19 protein-coding genes and 1 pseudogene are annotated in these 18,216 nt (G+C 57.4%); 9 read left to right on the top strand and 11 right to left on the bottom strand.

Going from position 1 to position 18,216, the window contains the following annotated elements:
- Positions 1 to 9: 9 nt before the first annotated feature.
- The 9 genes from ccoO to EH31_RS13055 are packed head-to-tail and all read left to right on the top strand — an operon-like array spanning position 10 to position 7,775.
- Complete coding sequence (ccoO, locus tag EH31_RS13095) at positions 10 to 789, top strand: cytochrome-c oxidase, cbb3-type subunit II (RefSeq protein ID WP_051699252.1); 780 nt, start codon at positions 10 to 12, stop codon at positions 787 to 789.
- Positions 786 to 947 (top strand): cbb3-type cytochrome oxidase subunit 3, encoded by a 162-nt coding sequence (locus tag EH31_RS13090; RefSeq protein ID WP_034960989.1) that lies wholly within the window; start codon positions 786 to 788, stop codon positions 945 to 947. Before ccoO ends, EH31_RS13090 begins: the two co-directional genes overlap by 4 nt.
- A complete protein-coding gene (gene ccoP / locus EH31_RS13085; protein WP_034960987.1) occupies positions 940 to 1,908 on the top strand; it encodes a cytochrome-c oxidase, cbb3-type subunit III in 969 nt (322 codons plus the stop codon). The genes EH31_RS13090 and ccoP overlap by 8 nt, the downstream gene beginning before the upstream one ends.
- On the top strand, positions 1,895 to 3,451 hold the full coding sequence (ccoG, locus tag EH31_RS13080; RefSeq protein WP_081853400.1) for a cytochrome c oxidase accessory protein CcoG: 1,557 nt from the start codon (positions 1,895 to 1,897) through the stop codon (positions 3,449 to 3,451). Before ccoP ends, ccoG begins: the two co-directional genes overlap by 14 nt.
- A complete protein-coding gene (locus tag EH31_RS13075) occupies positions 3,451 to 3,906 on the top strand; it encodes a FixH family protein (protein WP_034960984.1) in 456 nt (151 codons plus the stop codon). The genes ccoG and EH31_RS13075 overlap by 1 nt, the downstream gene beginning before the upstream one ends.
- Positions 3,907 to 6,045: a heavy metal translocating P-type ATPase gene (locus tag EH31_RS13070; protein WP_034960982.1), complete on the top strand. Its 2,139-nt coding sequence runs from the start codon at positions 3,907 to 3,909 to the stop codon at positions 6,043 to 6,045. It abuts the gene before it with no gap.
- A complete protein-coding gene (gene ccoS, locus EH31_RS13065; RefSeq protein WP_034960980.1) occupies positions 6,042 to 6,194 on the top strand; it encodes a cbb3-type cytochrome oxidase assembly protein CcoS in 153 nt (50 codons plus the stop codon). Before EH31_RS13070 ends, ccoS begins: the two co-directional genes overlap by 4 nt.
- Entirely contained in the window at positions 6,191 to 6,424 is a 234-nt protein-coding gene (locus EH31_RS13060) for a hypothetical protein (RefSeq protein ID WP_152553571.1), read from the top strand. Before ccoS ends, EH31_RS13060 begins: the two co-directional genes overlap by 4 nt.
- Before the next feature lie 40 nt (positions 6,425 to 6,464).
- On the top strand, positions 6,465 to 7,775 hold the full coding sequence (locus tag EH31_RS13055; protein ID WP_034960976.1) for a radical SAM protein: 1,311 nt from the start codon (positions 6,465 to 6,467) through the stop codon (positions 7,773 to 7,775).
- A 189-nt stretch (positions 7,776 to 7,964) separates the two neighbouring features.
- Here EH31_RS13055 and EH31_RS18175 read toward each other — a convergent pair.
- The 11 genes and pseudogenes from EH31_RS18175 to EH31_RS13005 all read right to left on the bottom strand — a co-directional run.
- Positions 7,965 to 8,498: pseudogene (locus tag EH31_RS18175) on the bottom strand (EAL domain-containing protein); the annotation flags it as partial.
- A gap of 467 nt (positions 8,499 to 8,965) precedes the next feature.
- Positions 8,966 to 10,552, bottom strand: coding sequence for an amino acid permease (locus tag EH31_RS13050; RefSeq protein ID WP_034960973.1), 1,587 nt, complete (start codon positions 10,550 to 10,552; stop codon positions 8,966 to 8,968).
- A 469-nt stretch (positions 10,553 to 11,021) separates the two neighbouring features.
- Positions 11,022 to 11,474: a methyltransferase family protein gene (locus tag EH31_RS13045; protein ID WP_034960970.1), complete on the bottom strand. Its 453-nt coding sequence runs from the start codon at positions 11,472 to 11,474 to the stop codon at positions 11,022 to 11,024.
- 71 nt (positions 11,475 to 11,545) lie between these two features.
- Positions 11,546 to 12,898, bottom strand: coding sequence for an MBL fold metallo-hydrolase (locus EH31_RS13040; protein WP_034960969.1), 1,353 nt, complete (start codon positions 12,896 to 12,898; stop codon positions 11,546 to 11,548).
- Between the two features lie 59 nt (positions 12,899 to 12,957).
- On the bottom strand, positions 12,958 to 13,554 hold the full coding sequence (locus tag EH31_RS13035; RefSeq protein WP_081853398.1) for a c-type heme family protein: 597 nt from the start codon (positions 13,552 to 13,554) through the stop codon (positions 12,958 to 12,960).
- A gap of 19 nt (positions 13,555 to 13,573) precedes the next feature.
- The gene (locus EH31_RS13030; protein ID WP_034961294.1) at positions 13,574 to 13,705 is read right to left on the bottom strand and encodes a DUF2474 domain-containing protein; all 132 of its coding nucleotides are present in this window, start codon (positions 13,703 to 13,705) and stop codon (positions 13,574 to 13,576) included.
- Positions 13,705 to 14,700, bottom strand: coding sequence for a cytochrome d ubiquinol oxidase subunit II (gene cydB / locus EH31_RS13025; RefSeq protein ID WP_034960967.1), 996 nt, complete (start codon positions 14,698 to 14,700; stop codon positions 13,705 to 13,707). The genes EH31_RS13030 and cydB overlap by 1 nt, the downstream gene beginning before the upstream one ends.
- Entirely contained in the window at positions 14,700 to 16,154 is a 1,455-nt protein-coding gene (locus tag EH31_RS13020; RefSeq protein ID WP_034960964.1) for a cytochrome ubiquinol oxidase subunit I, read from the bottom strand. Before EH31_RS13020 ends, cydB begins: the two co-directional genes overlap by 1 nt.
- 85 nt (positions 16,155 to 16,239) lie before the next feature.
- The gene (locus tag EH31_RS13015; protein WP_034960962.1) at positions 16,240 to 16,869 is read right to left on the bottom strand and encodes a peroxiredoxin; all 630 of its coding nucleotides are present in this window, start codon (positions 16,867 to 16,869) and stop codon (positions 16,240 to 16,242) included.
- A gap of 39 nt (positions 16,870 to 16,908) precedes the next feature.
- Positions 16,909 to 17,475: a ferritin-like domain-containing protein gene (locus EH31_RS13010; RefSeq protein WP_199797038.1), complete on the bottom strand. Its 567-nt coding sequence runs from the start codon at positions 17,473 to 17,475 to the stop codon at positions 16,909 to 16,911.
- A 243-nt stretch (positions 17,476 to 17,718) separates the two neighbouring features.
- On the bottom strand, positions 17,719 to 18,186 hold the full coding sequence (locus tag EH31_RS13005; RefSeq protein WP_034960959.1) for a Dps family protein: 468 nt from the start codon (positions 18,184 to 18,186) through the stop codon (positions 17,719 to 17,721).
- Positions 18,187 to 18,216: the final 30 nt, after the last annotated feature.

The following is an 18,216-nucleotide window of genomic DNA, read 5'->3' as shown; positions in this document are numbered from 1 at the left end:
GCCCATACGATGAGCACCAACTCACCCAACACTCCTTCTTCTCAGGGCGTTTTTGAAGGCCACAAGAAGATCGAGAAGAACGTCACCCTGCTTGCAGCGGCCACTTTGGCTACTGTCGCCATTGGCGGGATTGTCGAAATCGCGCCACTGTTCTGGATCGACAACACGATCGAGCAGGTTGAAGGGATGCGACCTTATACCCCGCTCGAACAAGCTGGGCGCGATATCTACATCCGCGAAGGCTGCTACACCTGTCACAGCCAGATGATCCGCCCGTTCCGTGATGAAGTGGAGCGTTATGGTCACTATTCTCTGGCAGCTGAGAGTATGTTCGATCACCCCTTCCAATGGGGGTCGAAACGCACCGGGCCGGACTTGGCTCGCGTGGGCGGTCGTTATACCGATGACTGGCATGTGCAGCATTTGAAGGACCCGCGCAGTCTGGTCCCGCAAAGCATCATGCCAAGCTACAGCTTTCTGGCTGAAACCACGCTCGACAGCGCGACGATCTCGGGCAAGCTGACCGCGCTACAGCGCGTTGGCGTGCCTTACAGCGAAACCGATGTGGAAATGGCTGAGGCTGACTTGGAGGCGCAGGCTAATCCGGATGCTGACGCTGGCGATCTTGAGGAACGCTATCCCAAGGTCAAAATCCGCGACTACGACGGTGATCCTTCGCGGATTACCGAGATGGATGCGCTGGTTGCCTACCTTCAGATGCTTGGCACGCTGGTCGATGTGAACAGTGCTGCTGCACAATCTGAACTCGCAGAGGAGCGCGGCCGATGAGCTTTTACGAAACGCTGCGCCATTTTGCCGATAGCTACGGGCTGGTCGTGATCTTTGGTCTGTATCTGCTGCTTTGCGGTTGGCACTTCCTCCCCCGCTCACGCGAAGGCGTGGAGCGGGCCAAACACTCAATTTTTCAGGAGGACGATAATGCCTGAGAATGCAAATAACGCGAATAAGCGCATTGATGAACCCACTGGCACCGAATTGGTTGGCCACGAATGGGATGGCATTGAAGAGCTGAACACACCTTTGCCGCGCTGGTGGCTGTGGACCTTTTACGCAACTATTGCTTGGGCGCTTGTCTATGTGATCTTGTACCCTGCTTGGCCGATGGTTTCGCAGGCAACCGAAGGTGTGTTCGGCTGGTCCAGCCGTGGTGACTTGCAAACTGAGTTGGCCGATGCACAGCAAGCGCGAACAGCGATTTTTGAACGGATCGGTGCAACTGATCTGGATGCTCTTGCGAATGATCCTGAACTCCTCAATCAAGCCATCGTAGGAGGTGAAGCCGCTTTCAAACAGCACTGTGTCCAATGCCACGGGGCGGGCGCTGCTGGATATGAGGAGTACGGGTATCCCAACCTCAATGACGATGATTGGCTTTGGGGTGGCACGCTATCGGATATCGAATACACCTTGACCCACGGCGTGCGCTGGGAAGGGTCAGGCGAAACCCGCCTGACTTACATGCCAGCCTTCGGTGAAATCTTTCAGAAGAGCGAAATTGATGCGTTGGTCGCTCACGTTCTATCACTTAGCGGCGAAGGTCCAGGAAGTGCCTCGGGCGCGGCCTTGTTCGAGACTAATTGTTCGGCCTGCCACGGCGTGGATGGCGCAGGGGACCGCGCTCAAGGTGCGCCAGCGCTTAACGATGCCATCTGGCTTTACGGCAAGGACAAAGCGAGCATCGCTCAGCAAATTCGCGCGCCGCGCCATGGCGTCATGCCAGGGTGGAGCGACAAGCTTGATCCGGTGACAATCCGTATGCTGGCAGCTTACGTCCATTCACGTGGCGGTGGTGAAGCCGAGGCACCTGAACTGCCTGCCGAAGATGAAACCGAAACGGCAGATGAAGTGGCCACGACGCAGACGAGTGGCGACGATGAGCGAGGTTGATAGCCTCGACACGCCCGAAAAGGGCGCTGATGCCAAGCGCGATTGGGGCGCCGCTTTGGGATCGGTGGAAACCGATGCCATCGCTGCCTCCCGTCGCACTTCGCCCGGGCCGCCGCCGCCAATAAAGCTCTATCAAGAGCGAAAGGCAGTGCACAACAAGCGCATTGATGGGCCGTTTCGCCGCTTCAAATGGTTGGTGATGCTGGTTACGCTTACGATCTATTACGCAACGCCATGGATACGCTGGGACCGGGGGCCTTATGCGCCCGATCAAGCGGTGCTGATCGACCTTGCGAACCGCCGGTTTTACATGTTCGATATCGAGATCTGGCCCCACGAATTTTACTTTGTGGCAGGCCTTCTCATCATGGCGGGGATTGGCCTTTTCCTGGTGACGACTGCTGTTGGCAGAGCATGGTGCGGCTATGCTTGCCCGCAAACGGTTTGGACCGATGTGTTCCAGCATGTCGACCGCTTTTTTGATGGTGATCGCAACGCCCGGATCAAGCTGGATAAGGCCCCGTGGGGCGCTTCCAAAACCGCGCGGCGGCTTGGCAAGTGGGGCGTCTATCTCCTGATCAGTTTTTGGACGGGGGGCGCGTGGATCATGTATTTTGCCGACGCGCCAACCCTCACTTACGAATTTTGGCGCGGTGAGGCAGCGATGGTGGCCTATGCGACCGTTGCCATCCTCACTTTCACCACCTTCTGGCTTGGCGGATTTATGCGCGAGCAGGTGTGCATTTACATGTGCCCATGGCCGCGCATTCAAGGCGCAATGCTCGACGAAAAATCGCTGATCGTCACGTACAAGGATTGGCGCGGGGAAAAGCGAGGCAGCGTCAAGAAAGCGGCCAAGAACCCGGATGCCTATGGCGATTGTGTAGATTGCCTCCAATGCGTTGCAGTGTGCCCCACAGGCATTGATATTCGCGAAGGACAGCAAATCGGCTGCATCACCTGCGGGCTCTGCATTGATGCGTGCGACAAGGTGATGAAAGACATCGGACGCCCACGCGGGCTCATCGACTATGCAACGCTTGACCAATGCGAAGCAGAAGCTGCCGGCGCGCCAGCAACGCCTGCTTGGAAAGCGCTGCTGCGACCTCGCATATTTATCTATTTCGGCGTCTGGGCTGCGATTGGTGCAGGCTTGCTGTTTGCGCTTGGCACGCGCTCGCACACCGACATCACTGTTTCGCCTGATCGCAATCCGCCCTTCATGTTGATGAAGGATGGTTCGGTCCGCAACTCCTTCACTTTGCGCCTGCGCAATATGGAAGCACGACCGCGCGATATGCGGGTGACGCTTGTCGGATTGCCAGAGGGAAGCGTCATGTGGACCGACCAAATCGGCCGCGAAGGAGCTGCCGAGAGCCAAACGATCCCGGTCAACGCCGACGAAACCCGCATTGTGCGCGCTTATGTTGTCATCCCCAACGGGACTGAGGCAGGCGAGTTTGCTTTCGAAGTGACCGCGCTCGATTCCCAGGGCGAAAAGGACAGCGCCGACACCAAATTCACACTTCCCGGAGATTTATAGTGGCTAGCAAAACCCGAAAAGGCTTTACCGGACGCCACATGACAGCCGTCTTGGTAGTGGGCTTTGGCATCGTTGCTGCTGTGAATTTCACCATGGCTAGCTTTGCCACTGGTGGATTTCACGGCGTGGTGGTCGAAAACTCCTATGTCGCAAGCCAAAAGTATAACGACTGGCTTGCGCAGGCCGAGGCCTCCAAGGCGCTTGGCTGGGAAGCCGAGATGATGCGCGATGAGGCCGGCTTCGTGGTGGTGACCACAAATGGCGTGCCTGAAGGGGCGCAGGTAACGGCAGAATTGCGCCGCCCCATTGGCGAACATGAATATGCAAATCTCGGCTTCACATCGCAGGGTGACGGCACCTTCCGCTCTACCAAGCCGGTTTCAGATGGGCGTTGGACAGCCCGGCTTTTTATTGAAAGTGGCGCCCAAAAATGGGCCAAGGAAAACGAGCTTTAAGTGAACGCACCTGCGCCTTCTCTTGCCGTTCCTGAAAACGATGCGCCTCGCGGCACACGTTTTACCGTGCCGGGGATGCGCTGTGCAGGGTGCATAGCAAAGATAGAGCGCGAGCTTCCCAAAGTGGACGGAGTAATCGCCGCGCGGGTCAATTTCTCGGCCAAGCGCGTCGCCGTCGAACACGATGCAAGCGTCGATGAAGAGGCGCTCGCCAAAGCGCTCCAAGAACTTGGCTTCGAAGCGCAGGCAGTCAGCGACAATCCGCTTGGGCTAGAGACGGCAGAACGCAAGCAATTGATGCGCGCGCTAGGCGTTGCAGGTTTTGGCATGATGAATGTCATGCTCTTGTCGGTCAGCATCTGGTCAGGGGCCGAAGGCGCAACGCGCGAGCTGTTCCACTGGCTGTCCGCGCTGATCGCTCTTCCGGTGATCGCTTATTCTGGCCGCCCGTTTTTTGCCAGTGCATGGATGGCGCTCAAATACAGGCGCACCAATATGGACGTGCCGATCTCTATCGGCGTGCTCCTCGCCACCGCGCTTAGCGTCTATGAAACTGTGACCGGCGGCGCGCATGCCTATTTTGAAAGCGCAGTGATGCTGCTGTTCTTCCTGCTTGCGGGACGCGCGCTTGATGCTGAAATGCGCACCCGCACGCGGGCAGGCATCGGCGCGCTGTTGGGGCGGATGGGTAAATCGGCAAGCGTCATCGATCCCCAAGGCAGCACACGCCGCGTGGCGGCCAATGCGCTAGAGCCCGGAATGCTTGTGCAGGTGGCCGCTGGGGAGACTTTGGCCGCCGATGGCGAGGTGGAAAGCGGGATCAGCACCATCGACAATGCCATGCTGACGGGCGAAAGCACCCCAGAGGCAATCACCGAAGGGTCAATCGTCCACGCAGGTGCGATCAATCTGGGTGATCCGTTCCGGATGCGCCTCACCCGCACTGCTGACGATACAGCGCTTGCTGAAATCTCGCGGCTGATGGATGAGGCGGGCCAATCGCGCAGCCATTACGTCCGTATCGCAGATCGCGCCTCCCGCGCTTACGCGCCCGTCGTCCATACTCTTGCACTCTTGGCGTTTGCGGGTTGGATGATCGCAGGCGCTGGTTGGTATCAATCCCTCGTGATTGCGATTGCGGTGCTTATCATCACCTGCCCGTGCGCCATGGGATTGGCCGTGCCAACGGCGCAGGTTGTGGCCTCCGGCGCGCTTCTCAAACGCGGGCTTCTGGTGAAAGACGGCAGCGCGTTGGAGCGCTTGGCCGAGGTGGATGTCGCCATGTTCGACAAAACCGGCACGCTCACCTTGGGCGAACCGCGTGCGAATGTATCCGATTTGGATGACACGCAGCGCAGCGTCGCCTTGGCCCTTGCACAAGTGAGCCGCCACCCGCTGAGCCAAGGCCTTGCCAAGGCTCTGCGTTTCGACGGGGTTGAGCCGGCAAGGTTAGAGAACGCTACGGAACAAGGTGGGAGGGGTGTGTTTGGCCTATGGAATGGCAAATCTGTAGCGCTTGAGCGGCCTGATGACGACCCCGGCATTCTGGCCACGCGTTTGCGGATTGGCGATGAAATTGCCACCATCACCTTCAACGATTTGCTGCGCGCTGATGTGCACGAAACCATCGATGGGCTGCAAAGCTTCGGGATCAAATCGAGCATTATCTCCGGTGATGGTGTGCGTTCTGTCGAAGCCGTTTCCCGCCAATTGCGCATCCCGGCAAACGCCGAAGTCAGCCCGCAGGGAAAGCTCGCGATCCTTGAAAAGCTGCGCGCTGATGGTCACAAGCCGCTTATGATCGGCGATGGTCTTAACGATGGGCCAGCGCTTGCCGCGGCCCATGCTTCGATTGCGCCGGGTACAGCCAGTGACGCGAGCCAACAGGCCGCTGATGCGGTGTTTGTGGGTGAGAAACTGATGCCTGTCGCCCTTGCTGTCCGCGTTGCGCGCCGCACGATGGCGGTCGTTCGCCAAAACTTCGGCTTTGCCATAGTCTACAATGTGCTGGCGATCCCGCTTGCGCTGTTTGGCTATGTCACGCCGCTGATTGCTGCGATTGCAATGTCGTTGAGCAGCCTTGTCGTGGTCGCCAATTCGCTACGGCTTGCCCGAAGCGCTAAGGAACCACATCAATGACCGGACTTGCATTCCTCATCCCCATTGCCTTGTTCATGGGGCTTGCCGGCCTTGCCGCGTTCCTGTGGTCGATGCGCAGCGGCCAGTATGATGACATGGACGGCGCCGCGCACCGCATCCTGATCGACGATGAAGAAGAGGACGCATGATCCGAATATTCAGCGTTTTGGCGGTTGTCTCAATGGCGATTGGGCCTTTGTCTCCGAACAAAGGCGAGCCTGGGCGCAGCCTGACCATGTCTCTTTGCAATGGCGGGGAGATTACGATCCCCCTTGGCGATGATGACGACAAAACCCCGCGCGATTGCCAGTCCATGGCGTGCCATGCGGTCAATTGCCGTGAGAAAAACAAACGGTTTTCAAAACCCAATTTGATTTAGAGCAAAGACCCGAACGCTCGTATCCTCTTTATGGCCATTTATGTGGCCTTATCATCCTGACCTGCTCGAAACGGCTGTGCCGCGTTATACGAGCTATCCGACAGCCGCCGATTTTGGCAGCATTCCTGCAAACGCTCTCTACGAACAGATTGAACAGGTGAAAGGCGACATCTCGCTTTACCTGCACATCCCGTTTTGTGAGAAAATTTGCCATTATTGCGGGTGCAATACGGGCGCTGCAAACAGGCGGCAGAGGGTTGAAAGCTACCTTGCTGCTTTGCGCACTGAGATTGAAACCGTGGCCGCGCTCTTGCCGCGCGAAACGCGGGTACGCCGCATCGCCTTTGGCGGGGGAAGCCCCAATGCGATTGAACCGCGCGAGTTTATCGACCTTGTCGATGCGCTGAACCGGCATTTCTGGCTGGTGGATACCGAATGGTCGATTGAGCTCGACCCGCGTTCAATGAGCAGTGTCTGGGGTGAGGTCATTGCAGAAGCGGGTATCACGCGCGCCAGCATGGGAGTGCAGACATTTTCGGCCAAGTGCCAAAAGGCAATCGGGCGTGAACAGGACGATGGCCTCATTTGTCGCAGCATTGATTGGCTTCGCTCAGCGGGCGTCACCTCGATGAATTTCGACTTGATGTATGGCCTGCCCTTCCAAACGCAGGAAGATCTCGCCGATAGCCTTGAATACACCAGCCTTCTTGGAGCCGACCGGATTGCGGTCTTTGGCTATGCTCATGTGCCGCACATGGTCCCACGCCAAAAGATGATCGATGTAAGCGCGCTTCCCGATCGCGAGACGCGATTTGCAATGGCAGGCCACGCGTATGATTTCCTGACCAACGAAGGATACAGTGCGGTTGGCTTTGATCATTTTGCCCTGCCGCATGACCCGATGGCAATGGCTGCAAAAAATGGCACACTGCGGCGCAATTTTCAGGGCTTTGCCGATGATCAAAGCGACGTCCTCATCGGTCTTGGTTCAAGCGCGATCAGTGGCTTTCCCGAGCTTATCGCCCAGAACGAGAAGAACAATGGCCGCTACCGAATGATCGCATCAGGTGGCAAGCTTACAGCAAGCATTGGCATTAACCGCGATGCATCTGACAGGTTGCGGGCAGGGGTGATAGAGGCCTTGTTGTGCCGTGGGGCCGTAGAGCTGTCGCCTTGCCTTTTGTCTCAGGTGCGCGCGAAGCTTGTGCCATTCCTAGAGCGCGGCCTTGCCTCTCTCGACGCTACTTCGCTGACAATCACACCGGACGGTTTGCCTTATGCCAGAGTAATCGCTGCGATGTTTGACAGCTACCGGCAGACAACCCAAAAACGCTTCAGCTCCGCTATTTAATGATAACGCTGGGTAGTGGAAAAAGCGGCAGTCTTGGCAGTCTAAAGCGAATTCGTCTCCGGTTGGCGCAGATCGCCCTGCCCATGCCATGTTCATCGCCGCGTTTTTATCCGCGCCGTGATTGGCAATCTCATTCGGGCTGATGGCAGATAAGCAAAGCGAGTACGATGAGGCCTTGCTTGTGTACAGCAGCCTGCGAGACAGTCTGCGGGAAACGAGGGTCCAGCAACTGGGCGGGTGAAATGTTGACAGAGACAGTGGTTTCGCGGGGCTACTGTGTCGCCACTGTGTCGCATCACGACAAGCCTGTTTGAGTACGCGAGTGCCAATCTGTGCAATCAGTCCGAGATCTTCTGCGATAGGTATGAACTCGGCCGGTGAGACTTCGCCGCGCTCGTCGCAGGTCCATCGTACCAAGGCCTCTGCACCGGTTACACGTCCGGAGCAGGCATCGCCTACTGGATGACCTGAAGCGTCATTGATCGGTTTGAAGCGGTCGAGGTCAACTACGAACAAAGCGAAAGGTCGACTATAACGCTCAAGCTTTTTGCATTCTCGGTTCAGAGCCTCAGAAAAACCCCTGCGATTGCCGCCTTTGGTCAAGGCATCGTGGAGAGCGACGTGTTGCAACCTGGCTTGCGATTCCAGCTTTGTTTTACGTTCAACAATGTGGGTCGAGATGCCCACGCCGACGATAAGAAATGCTGTCCCAGCTACCGACATTGCTAGTGAAACGAACGCATCACTATCACTGCTGACGCTCACACCAATGATCGGAGTTACGACGAATGCGGCCATGCCAACAAAACGAGGAGGATATTGTGGTCTTCAGTTAGGCAGGCAAAAGCTCGCACTATGTTTCTCTTTGATCTGAAGAAGCCGAAAACCGTGCATTTCGGTTCTTGAGATCAAAAAGAGTTTAAGGACAAGCCGCGCATGACACCTTGGCTAACGTGGCCCCTTGTTGATTTATGATACGATCAGACAGCTGAGCTGCTAGACAAGGACTGGGCCGTTAGCATCAGCGGAATGTGGGGCTCAAGGCTGGCAAAAGTGTTGCGCGAGTTGGATCAATTCGCACGATTGCGCGGGTTTGGCGCATGACTGCTCCACCTTCCACAAACACATTCCAGATCCTCCTCTCTAAGCCTAACAAGCACCTAAAGAAGCCTAGACAGACCGATAGCTCTTCAATCATTACCTTTATTGGAAAGTCCGGGGATGTCGGGTCCGATCTCCGCCAGTTCCGGTTCATGCACTTCTACGTTGCCGAGTGCCATATGGCTGCGGCTGCGGCTGTAGAACAAATATATTACGCAGCCTATGCCAGTCCAGATTGGTAGCATCAGCATCGCGCCGGCCGGCAGATTGACGAAAAGGAACAGGCAGCCAAGCACTGTCAGAGGGCCGATGATGGCGAGGCCTGGCACGCGGAAGGCACGCACACGAGCGCCGTCGGTTTTGCGCAAGACCATGACTGCCACGGCCACCATCCCAAAGGCATAGAGGGTTCCGGCATTAGCGATATCAGCCAGTTGCCCTACCGGGAAAAACGCCGCACCAATCGCTACCACCAGGCCAGTAATTGCCGTTACCACATATGGCGTTTTCCATCTGGGGTGAACCTTAGACAATCCGTCAGGGATCAAGCCGTCACGGCTCATGACAAAAAACACGCGTGTTTGCGCGTATAGCAGCACCAGGATGACTGAAGGGAGGGCCAGAATGGCGGCATAACCCAGCATGTTGCCTACTGCACCGAAACCGATTTCGCGAAGGACATGGGCAAGCGCCTCGTTCGAACAGACCAACGCATCGGCAAATTGCGGCATCGCGCACTGCCGGGCGAGTTCCTCTGATCCGGCAGGAAACGGCACACCGCCCGGGCCCATGATCGGCTGGCCACCGATTGTGCCGATTGCTCCTGCTGCGACAAGGATATAAAATAGGGTGCAAAACATCAGCGACCCGATCAGCCCTATCGGCACGTTTCGCTGCGGGTTCTTTGTCTCTTCTGCGGCAGTTGAGACGGCATCGAAACCGACATAGGCGAAGAAGATAGTAGCTGCCGCGCCGACTGCGCCCACGCCCGACCCCCAGCCACCGAAGAATCCGGCTGGCAGAAAGGGGTTGAACCGGGCGGTGTCAAATTCGCTGCTCGTCAGCGTGATTGCTATGAAAGCGGTCAATGCGGTTACTTTGATTAAGACCAGTACTGCATTGACTTTGGCGCTCTCGCTGGTGCCAATCATGAGCAACCAAGTGACCAATAGCGCGATTATCATGGCCGGAAGATTGATTAGCCCACCCGGCGCTCCGCCTAAGGCCAGCGGTCCAGCGCTTAACCACGCAGGCATCACAATCCCAAATGTATCTTGCAAGATCGTCCCAGTAAAATAACCAGACCAGCCGACCGAAACGGCAGAGGCGGCGATGGCATATTCGAGCACCAGGGCCCAACCCACCGTCCATGCGAGAAATTCCCCCATAGTGGCATAGGTGTAGGTATACGCCGAACCAGCTACCGGGATCATCGATGCAATTTCCGCGTAACATAAAGCTGCCACGACGCAGACAGCACCGGCGATAACGAAAGCCAGCATCAAACCTGGGCCAGCTTTTTGCGCCCCGGCTGAAGTCAGCACGAATATGCCGGTTCCAATAATGCAGCCAATCCCGAACAGCATCAGCTGGAACGCACCTAAGGATCGGTGAAGACTCTTTTTCTCCGCTGCAGCCAGAATGGCAGACAGTGGTTTGATCCGGTCAAAAATCATGTTTGGAATTCCACCAAGCCTGCCGCGAGACTTCTCGCTCCACCAGCTGGTCTGCCACTATTTTAGAGTGATCGCTTGTTCTGGCAACGATTTTCGTCTCGACGAAATTTTTGAGCTGCCTACGCTTTCCCCGTTAGTGTCGTAATAACGGCTGCAATAGCTTGGTAAGACATCCCAATAAGGTCTGCTTTTGCCCTCTTTATTCGCCAAAGCGGGGCGTCCGCTTCCCGCTCCAAGGGCGTCAGGGTGGGTCAAATCCAAGCGACTAACGCTGATCGACAGGCTGAACCCGAGAAGGCACCTGAGCGAACCAAGGGGCGGGTCAAAGCCGTTCGATATCGGCCTTTGATGGTTCGACTGAAACTGGGCCGCATGAAGAGCGTCAGATTCTGGGAATTGAACTGGGAAACAAAATCCGTTCCTGAACCGCCACTTGATCGCAAGCTCGCAAGTGTGGTCAGCTTTCCATCTACAGCCAGCGCCGGACCCGCGCCTTGTAGCTTTCATAGCCCGTGCCGAAGACTTGCGACAATCGCGCCTCTTCCGGCACGATCTGAAACGCGGTTATATAGGCCACGAATGCGATAAGGACGATCACGTTCGCAAGGGAACCCAACCAGACCGCAACACCGCAAAGTATCAAGAGCATCCCCAGATACATCGGATTTCGAGTGTAGCGGTAAAGGCCTGTCACAACGAGGCTCGAAGCTTTTTCAGGAGCAAGGGGCGTGACGGTCGTCTTCGCTTTTCGAAAGGCACCGACTGAAACAAGGGCGATGGCAAGACCGGCCACGATAAAGGCGACGGCAACAAGTGCCTGAAAGGGAAAGGTGAGCTGTGTCTGCGGAAAAAATTGCGCAATGCCCAACATGGCGAGCCCGCAGATTGCTGTCACAATGGGAGGGGGGATCAGCAGTTTCATCCTATATCCTCTCCTGAGAACCTTTCGTCCCGGAACTTTTACCCATCAATTGAATCAGCGCGCCAATCGCATCAGCCATTCGCTGCCTTCCATGCGCCCATTGATCCAAGATAGACATCAATATTGCCAAATCCCCGACTTGCAAGCCAGCCTGCTGCGACGGTGGCGCGCATACCGCTTGCGCACATGAGGGTGTATGATTTGTCCTTGTCGAGCTCGCTCCACCGTTCGTTGAGTTCGCCAACATAGATGTGCATGGAACCGTCGATCGCAGCGGCTTCGCGCTCGTCCGCGTCGCGCACATCGAGCAGGGTCCAACCCGCGTCAGAGCCCTCAAGCCGCGATTTGACCGTATCGGTATCGACCATGGGGATCGTGTTCATGGCAACGCCATTGCCCGCCGCCGGCACAACGCCATTGTAACCGCCGATAACATTGTCGAGCCCGATGCGGGTGAGGTGCGACATGGCGCTGGAAAGCTGTTCCTCGTCCGATCCCACCAGAAGGATCGTCTCGCCCTCGCGGATGAACCATCCGGCGAAGGCGGAAATCATGCCGACGGGCAGGCACATCGAACCCGGAAAATGAGCGCCCGCATAGGCAAGCGGTTCGCGAAGGTCGATGACGTGGTCGGCTGTTGCTCTGCGCATTTCCGGCAAGGTCAGCCGTTTGGGCCGGACAACGCGAGGGGCCGCTTGTGCCCCTTCGATATTCAGGCGTTCCATCAGGCGGAAATAGGGCGGCTGGTAGTGATTCTCCGCGATTTTCGCTTCGACAAACGCCTTGCGCTCGCCAATCTGCAAGCGCGGGTTGTTGCGGCGTTCGTGGCCGATGGTCGAAAATTCACGCTCCGCCATGCCCGAGCCGCAGACAGAGCCTGCCCCGTGCGCGGGGTAGAGGATGGCCTGATCGCCGAGCGCGAGCAGCTTTTGCAGCGAATCGTAAAGCAGCCCTGCGACCTCGCGCTTGCGGTCGGGGTAAAAGTCGGTGCGCCCGACATCGCCCACGAACAGCGCATCGCCCGTGAACACACCCACCGGACCATCGGCATATTCGCGGTCATGGATGACAAAGGCGAGGTGATCGTCGGTGTGTCCCGGTGTCTCCAGCACCTCGATGGTGAGTTGACCGATTTCAAATGTATCGCCCTCGCGCGCTGTTTGCGCAAAAGCAATTTCGCCCGCAGCGTTGGGGCCATGCAGCACCTTTGCCCCTGTCATCTCAGCGAGAACGGGGGAGCCGGTGATAAGGTCCTCATTGCGGTGCGTTTCGAAGATATGGGTAATCTCCAGCCCCTCGGCGCGCGCTTTTTCAAGATAGATTTCGCAATCGCGGCGCGGATCAATCACCGCCGCCTTGCCGCCGGAACCGATAAGGTAGGACAGGTGCGAGAGGCCGGGCGTTTTGATCTTTTCGAGCAGCATGGCAAATTCCTCTTTCTCAAATTGTCTTTATCGTTGAACACCCGTGGGCGAAGGCGCGTTCAGGGCGCTTCCTGCTTGCTCACAAGAAAAGCGCCGCGAAGTTCGCCCGGCTCAAATCCGGTGGCAAGGTCGCCGGGATAGGCTTTGGCAATGGCATTGATGATCACTGGATCGATGTTGGTCCCATGACAGGCAGAACACGGCTGCTCCTTCATCGGGATCGCTTGCAGATAGACCATTGCGCCATCCACCGTTCCGTGAACATTGCGCGGGGCGCCATTGTCCAGCGGCGCTGCTTCAAGTTTTGCATAAAGCGGCTCCAGCCCAAGCGGGAGGCCGCCGTTTGCATTGCGATTGCGGCGCGCGATGCGGCTGACGGCAAGACCGCTTTCTTCAGACAGCCGCTGCGCAATGGCAGGCGCCGCCGATTGGCACACGCCGATTGCTCCCACCGCTCCCGCTTCGCCAATCGCTGTCGAAAGCGTCGTCTGGAGTTCGGATTGAAACTGCGCAGTGACCTTTTGCGACTGGTTCAGGAAAGCGGCCTGTTCTGTGTCGCTCTCCTCGGTGGAGGTGTCTTGTGAACACCCGCCCAGACCAAGTGCGCTGCTCGCTGCTATAAGAGCAAGGGCGTGCTTGCATTGATTGAACTGCATGGGCGGATCTCCTTTGCCGTCAAACCTTGAGCCAGAAGCGGATAATCATCGCCACCACGCCCAGCACCGTTACACTTGCCAACCATATTGCGGCCATCCACGCGAGGCGCTTCCAAAGGGGTGACTGGGGTTTAGTGTCCGGGCGCGGCATCAATGATACCCCTCGTCATCCACCTTGCCCCTGAACACCCAATAGGCCCAGGCGGTGTAGCCGATGATGAGCGGCATGGTGATCGCAACACCCACCAGCATGAAAATCTGGCTGCTTTCGGGAGCGGCTGCATCCCAGATCGTGACGCCGGGGGGCACGACATAGGGCCACATGGTGACGCCAAGGCCCACCGTGCCGGCAAAGAACAGCGCAATCGCCAGCCAGAAGGGTTTGCTGTTGCGCTCCTTACGGATCGCATGGATCATCGAGAGGGCAATAAGACCGGTGAGGATCGGCACGGGCGCTGCGAAATAGATTTCGGGCGCGGTGAGCCAGCGGTCGGCATATTCGGCGTTGAGGAAGATGTTATAGAGGCTGACCGCGCCCATCAGCACGATGGTCGCAATCGCTGCGCGAAGCGCGAGGTAACGGGCGTGTTTCTGTGCGCCGCCATCCAGCTTCCAGATCAGCCATGTGCTGCCCAAAAGCGCATAGCCAGCGACAACGCCAAGCCCGCAAAGCAGGGTGTAGGGCGTGAGCCAGTCGAACCAGCTGCCCGCATAGCTGCGATCGACCACTTCGATCCCCTGCAAAAGCGCGCCCAGCGTCATTCCCTGCGCCATTGCCGCGACAAGCGAACCGCCAAAGAAGGCCGCGTCCCAGAATGCGCGGTGACCGGGATCGCGCCAGCGGTATTCGAACGCCACACCGCGAAACACCAGACCCAAAAGCATGGCGATGATAAGCGGATAGGTGGCAGGCAAGATCACCGCATAGGCAAGCGGGAAAGCGGCAAACAGCCCGCCTCCGCCAAGCACCAGCCACGTCTCGTTCCCGTCCCAGACAGGCGCGATCGAATTCATCGCCCGGTCGCGGCCCTGACCTACGCGCACGGTTGGGAACAGGATGCCGATGCCAAGATCAAACCCGTCCATAACGACATAGGCGAAGACGGCGAAGGCGATGATAAATGCCCAGATGACTGTCAGGTCCATCACACGTCCTCCTTGTTCGCGGGAAGGGGTTCGTCATGCCCCGGATTTTGCGTTGGTCCAGGCGTAATCCCTGCCGAACGGATAGGGCCGGAATCGCCCTCCATCGCATCGGGTTCGCCAGAATGCGGGGTCTTGCTCATGAGGCGCAGGATGTACCACACGCCGATCCCGAAGACGGTGAAATAAACGATGATGAAGGCAAGCAGCGAAGCGGCGACCGCAGGCGCATCAAGCGGGCTTGCCGCATCGGCTGTGCGCAAGAGGCCATAGATCACGTAAGGCTGTCGTCCCACTTCTGTGGTGATCCATCCTGCCAGCACGGCTGCAAAGCCGCTGGGCGCCATGAGGACGGCGGCACGATGAAGCCACGGCATATCGTAAAGCCTCTTTCGCGCGCGGCCATAAAGGCTCCAAAGGCCAATACCCAACATCGCAAAGCCGATCCCGACCATGATGCGGAATGACCAGAAAACCATGCCCACAGGCGGCTCTTCATCATCCGGGATCGTATCGAGCCCGTCCATCGGCGCGTTCAGGTCATGCTTGAGAATAAGCGAGGATGCCTTGGGAATTTCGATGGCATATTTGACGGTCTTTTCCTCGCTGTCGGGGATACCGAAAAGGATCAGGGGCGCGCCTTCGGGATGGCTGTCAAAATGCCCTTCCATCGCCATCACCTTGGCGGGTTGATGCTCAAGAGTGTTGAGGCCGTGAAGGTCGCCTGCGAAGATTTGTACAGGGGTAACGATAGCCGCCATCCACATCGCCATCGAGAACATCTTGCGCGCGTGCGGGTTGGCAGAGCCGTCTTTACGCTCTTTCAAAAGGTGCCATGCGCCCACGCCCCCGACCACGAAGGCCGTGGTGAGATAGGCCGCCATCACCGTGTGCACGAGGCGATAGGGGAAGCTTGGGTTGAAGACGATGTCCCACCAGCTTCCGCCAGGAAGGAATTGGCCATTTTCGCCGATGATGTGACCCACCGGCGTTTGCATCCAGCTGTTCACAGACAGGATCCAGAAGGCCGAGACAAACGTGCCAAACGCAACCATCAGCGTTGCGGTATAGTGCAGTTTCCTGCCCACCTTGTTCATGCCGAACAGCATGACGCCAAGAAAGCCTGCCTCAAGGAAGAAAGCTGTCAGCACTTCGTAAGCCATGAGCGGCCCGATCACCGGCCCTGCCACATCGGAAAACACCGACCAGTTGGTGCCGAACTGATAGCTCATCACGATGCCAGAGACGACGCCCATGGCAAAGGCGATGGCGAATATCTTGAGCCAGTATTTGAACAGGTCGAGATAGACTTGCTTGCCGGTCTTCAGCCACAGCCCTTCAAGAACGGCGAGATAGCTCGCCAGCCCGATCGAAAAGGCGGGAAAGAAGAAGTGAAAGCTTACTGTGAAGGCGAACTGGATGCGCGCAAGCAGCAGTGCGTCGAAATGTTCAAGCATGTTCGTGCCTTATCGAAGATTTGGCGTTCAGATGTTCAGAGTGGATGCGCCCGCGCCGGGGGGTGGGCGGGCGCATCCTGCACCCTCAGGCTACCTGAGTGGTGCGTAGGTAAGGTTTGATGGTCTTGAAACCTTGCGGGAACTTCTCGCGCGCTTTTTCGTCGCTGAGCGATGGCGGGATGATAACGTCATCGCCCGGCAGCCAGTTTGCCGGCGTTGCAACGCCAGCGCGATCACTGATTTGCAGGCTGTCGATCACCCGCAGGATCTCGTCAAAATTGCGCCCCACGCTCATCGGATAGGTCATCACGAGGCGGATTTTGTTCGATGGATCAATGATAAAGACAGAACGCACCGCTGCCGTTTCGCTCTGATCCGGGTGGATCATGTCGTAGAGTTTCGCGATCTCAAGATCGGGATCTGCGACAATGGGAAAATCAAGGGTGACGCCTTGGGTTTCGTCGACATCCTTAACCCACTCCAGGTGCTCTTCAACCGTATCGGTTGAAAGGCCAAGCGGCTTCACGCCGCGCGCTTCAAACTCGGCGGCGAGCTTGGCTGTCATACCCATTTCGGTGGTGCAGACAGGGGTGAAATCTGCCGGGTGGCTGAAGAAGAAAACCCAATTGTCGCCGGACCAATCGTGGAGATTGATCTCACCTTTGGTGGTGGCAATTGTAAAATTGGGGGCGGTGTCGCCGATGTGAAGAGACATGGGGAAATTCCTTTTTTCAAGATGTGATGATGCAAGGGATCAGTTGCGGGGCCCGTGCCCCTCTCCCTGTCCCTGTCCGCGACCCTTGCCGCGTCCTTGGCCATGACCTTTGCCACGCCCCATTACGCCGCCGCGTGCGACGCATCGCTCAAACGCGGGGAGGTGGCGCTCGCGCGAGGCCCATTGCAACCGGCCCAGGATTTCGCGGACCTGTTCGTCCTCAACTGCCGGAATAATCCGGTCGTAGAGCTCGATATTTTCAATTTCAGCGGTCACGCCCTGTTCGCAGGCCTCCAGCAATGTGGCGGGGGCAGCAATTGAACCCAAATAGGGGTTGGTGCTTTCGTAAGTGATGCCGAGGCGGTCCAATTCAGCCTTGGCGCAATCCGCATGACGCCGCTCGGCCTCGATGATGTTCACGAACGGGCGCACCTCGCCAAAGGCGTCGAGGATTGCGGCATAAGTTGCCTCTGCGCGATATTCATCGTCCAGCGCCATCAGCAAGGCTTCGCCATCTGCGGTTGATGGGTCCGCCGCAACCGTGCTGGCGCATCCACTGCCAAGCAGAAGCGCACCCAGTGCGAGAAGAGTTTTTTGGCCAGCCATTGCGACCACCTTTCGTGAAAGATGGCCTAGCAGTGGTGGCTAGAGACTGCAATTACAATTTATTACTTAATGTAATCGAAGTTATCGATTTGGGCGTATGGGCTGAATATGGAGCGAAAAAGGCGACATTTTGCCTGTTTCCAGGCTTCGATATATATAAATATGTAATTGAGATGACAAGGGCGCGACGCAGGGCTGCCTCGGGCAAGCCTTGCGCCGCGCCTATCGATGGTGTCTTTCAGTCTAGTTCGCAGTTGCGCGCAGCATCCATGCGGTCTTCTCGTGCAAGGTGAGCCTTGGCGCGACCACGTCCAGTGTCGCCTCATCCCCGATCTCTTCGGCAACCCGCAAAACCTCCCGCGCGGTGTTGGCGACCTGTTCGTGGCCCTTGGCAAGGTTGGTCACCATTGCATGCCAGTCAGGATTGCCGGTTTCTTCCTTGATCGAGGAAAGCCCGCTCATTTCCGAATAGGAAGAGGGCGCATAATGGCCAAGCGCGCGGATGCGCTCTGCCAGTTCGTCAACCGCGGTCCACATTTCGGTGTATTGCTCCATGAATTGCAGGTGCAATTGCTGGAAATGCGGCCCCTCGACATTCCAGTGATAGCCGTGGGTCTTGAGATAGAGCGTATAGGTGTCTGCGAGCAGCTTCTTGAGCGCCGTCGATGATTTCTCGCGTCCAGCGTCATCAATTCCGATGTTGATTTCCATAGCCAAATCCTTCCTTCGATACGTGTGCCG

Source organism: Erythrobacter longus (assembly GCF_000715015.1).
Classification (GTDB): Bacteria; Pseudomonadota; Alphaproteobacteria; order Sphingomonadales; family Sphingomonadaceae; genus Erythrobacter; species Erythrobacter longus.
This window is presented reverse-complemented; position numbering and strand designations above follow the sequence as displayed.

Coding starts and splice junctions, on each gene's coding strand:
- EH31_RS13045 (WP_034960970.1), bottom strand. CDS start 11,474: ATGAAACTGCTGATCCCCCCTCCCATTGTGACAGCAATCTGCGGGCTC.
- ccoG (WP_081853400.1), top strand. CDS start 1,895: ATGAGCGAGGTTGATAGCCTCGACACGCCCGAAAAGGGCGCTGATGCC.
- EH31_RS13055 (WP_034960976.1), top strand. CDS start 6,465: ATGTGGCCTTATCATCCTGACCTGCTCGAAACGGCTGTGCCGCGTTAT.
- ccoP (WP_034960987.1), top strand. CDS start 940: ATGCCTGAGAATGCAAATAACGCGAATAAGCGCATTGATGAACCCACT.
- EH31_RS13005 (WP_034960959.1), bottom strand. CDS start 18,186: ATGGAAATCAACATCGGAATTGATGACGCTGGACGCGAGAAATCATCG.
- ccoO (WP_051699252.1), top strand. CDS start 10: ATGAGCACCAACTCACCCAACACTCCTTCTTCTCAGGGCGTTTTTGAA.
- EH31_RS13060 (WP_152553571.1), top strand. CDS start 6,191: ATGATCCGAATATTCAGCGTTTTGGCGGTTGTCTCAATGGCGATTGGG.
- EH31_RS13090 (WP_034960989.1), top strand. CDS start 786: ATGAGCTTTTACGAAACGCTGCGCCATTTTGCCGATAGCTACGGGCTG.
- EH31_RS13050 (WP_034960973.1), bottom strand. CDS start 10,552: ATGATTTTTGACCGGATCAAACCACTGTCTGCCATTCTGGCTGCAGCG.
- EH31_RS13030 (WP_034961294.1), bottom strand. CDS start 13,705: ATGCCGCGCCCGGACACTAAACCCCAGTCACCCCTTTGGAAGCGCCTC.
- EH31_RS13010 (WP_199797038.1), bottom strand. CDS start 17,475: ATGGCTGGCCAAAAAACTCTTCTCGCACTGGGTGCGCTTCTGCTTGGC.
- EH31_RS13040 (WP_034960969.1), bottom strand. CDS start 12,898: ATGCTGCTCGAAAAGATCAAAACGCCCGGCCTCTCGCACCTGTCCTAC.
- cydB (WP_034960967.1), bottom strand. CDS start 14,700: ATGGACCTGACAGTCATCTGGGCATTTATCATCGCCTTCGCCGTCTTC.
- EH31_RS13035 (WP_081853398.1), bottom strand. CDS start 13,554: ATGCAGTTCAATCAATGCAAGCACGCCCTTGCTCTTATAGCAGCGAGC.
- EH31_RS13015 (WP_034960962.1), bottom strand. CDS start 16,869: ATGTCTCTTCACATCGGCGACACCGCCCCCAATTTTACAATTGCCACC.
- ccoS (WP_034960980.1), top strand. CDS start 6,042: ATGACCGGACTTGCATTCCTCATCCCCATTGCCTTGTTCATGGGGCTT.
- EH31_RS13020 (WP_034960964.1), bottom strand. CDS start 16,154: ATGCTTGAACATTTCGACGCACTGCTGCTTGCGCGCATCCAGTTCGCC.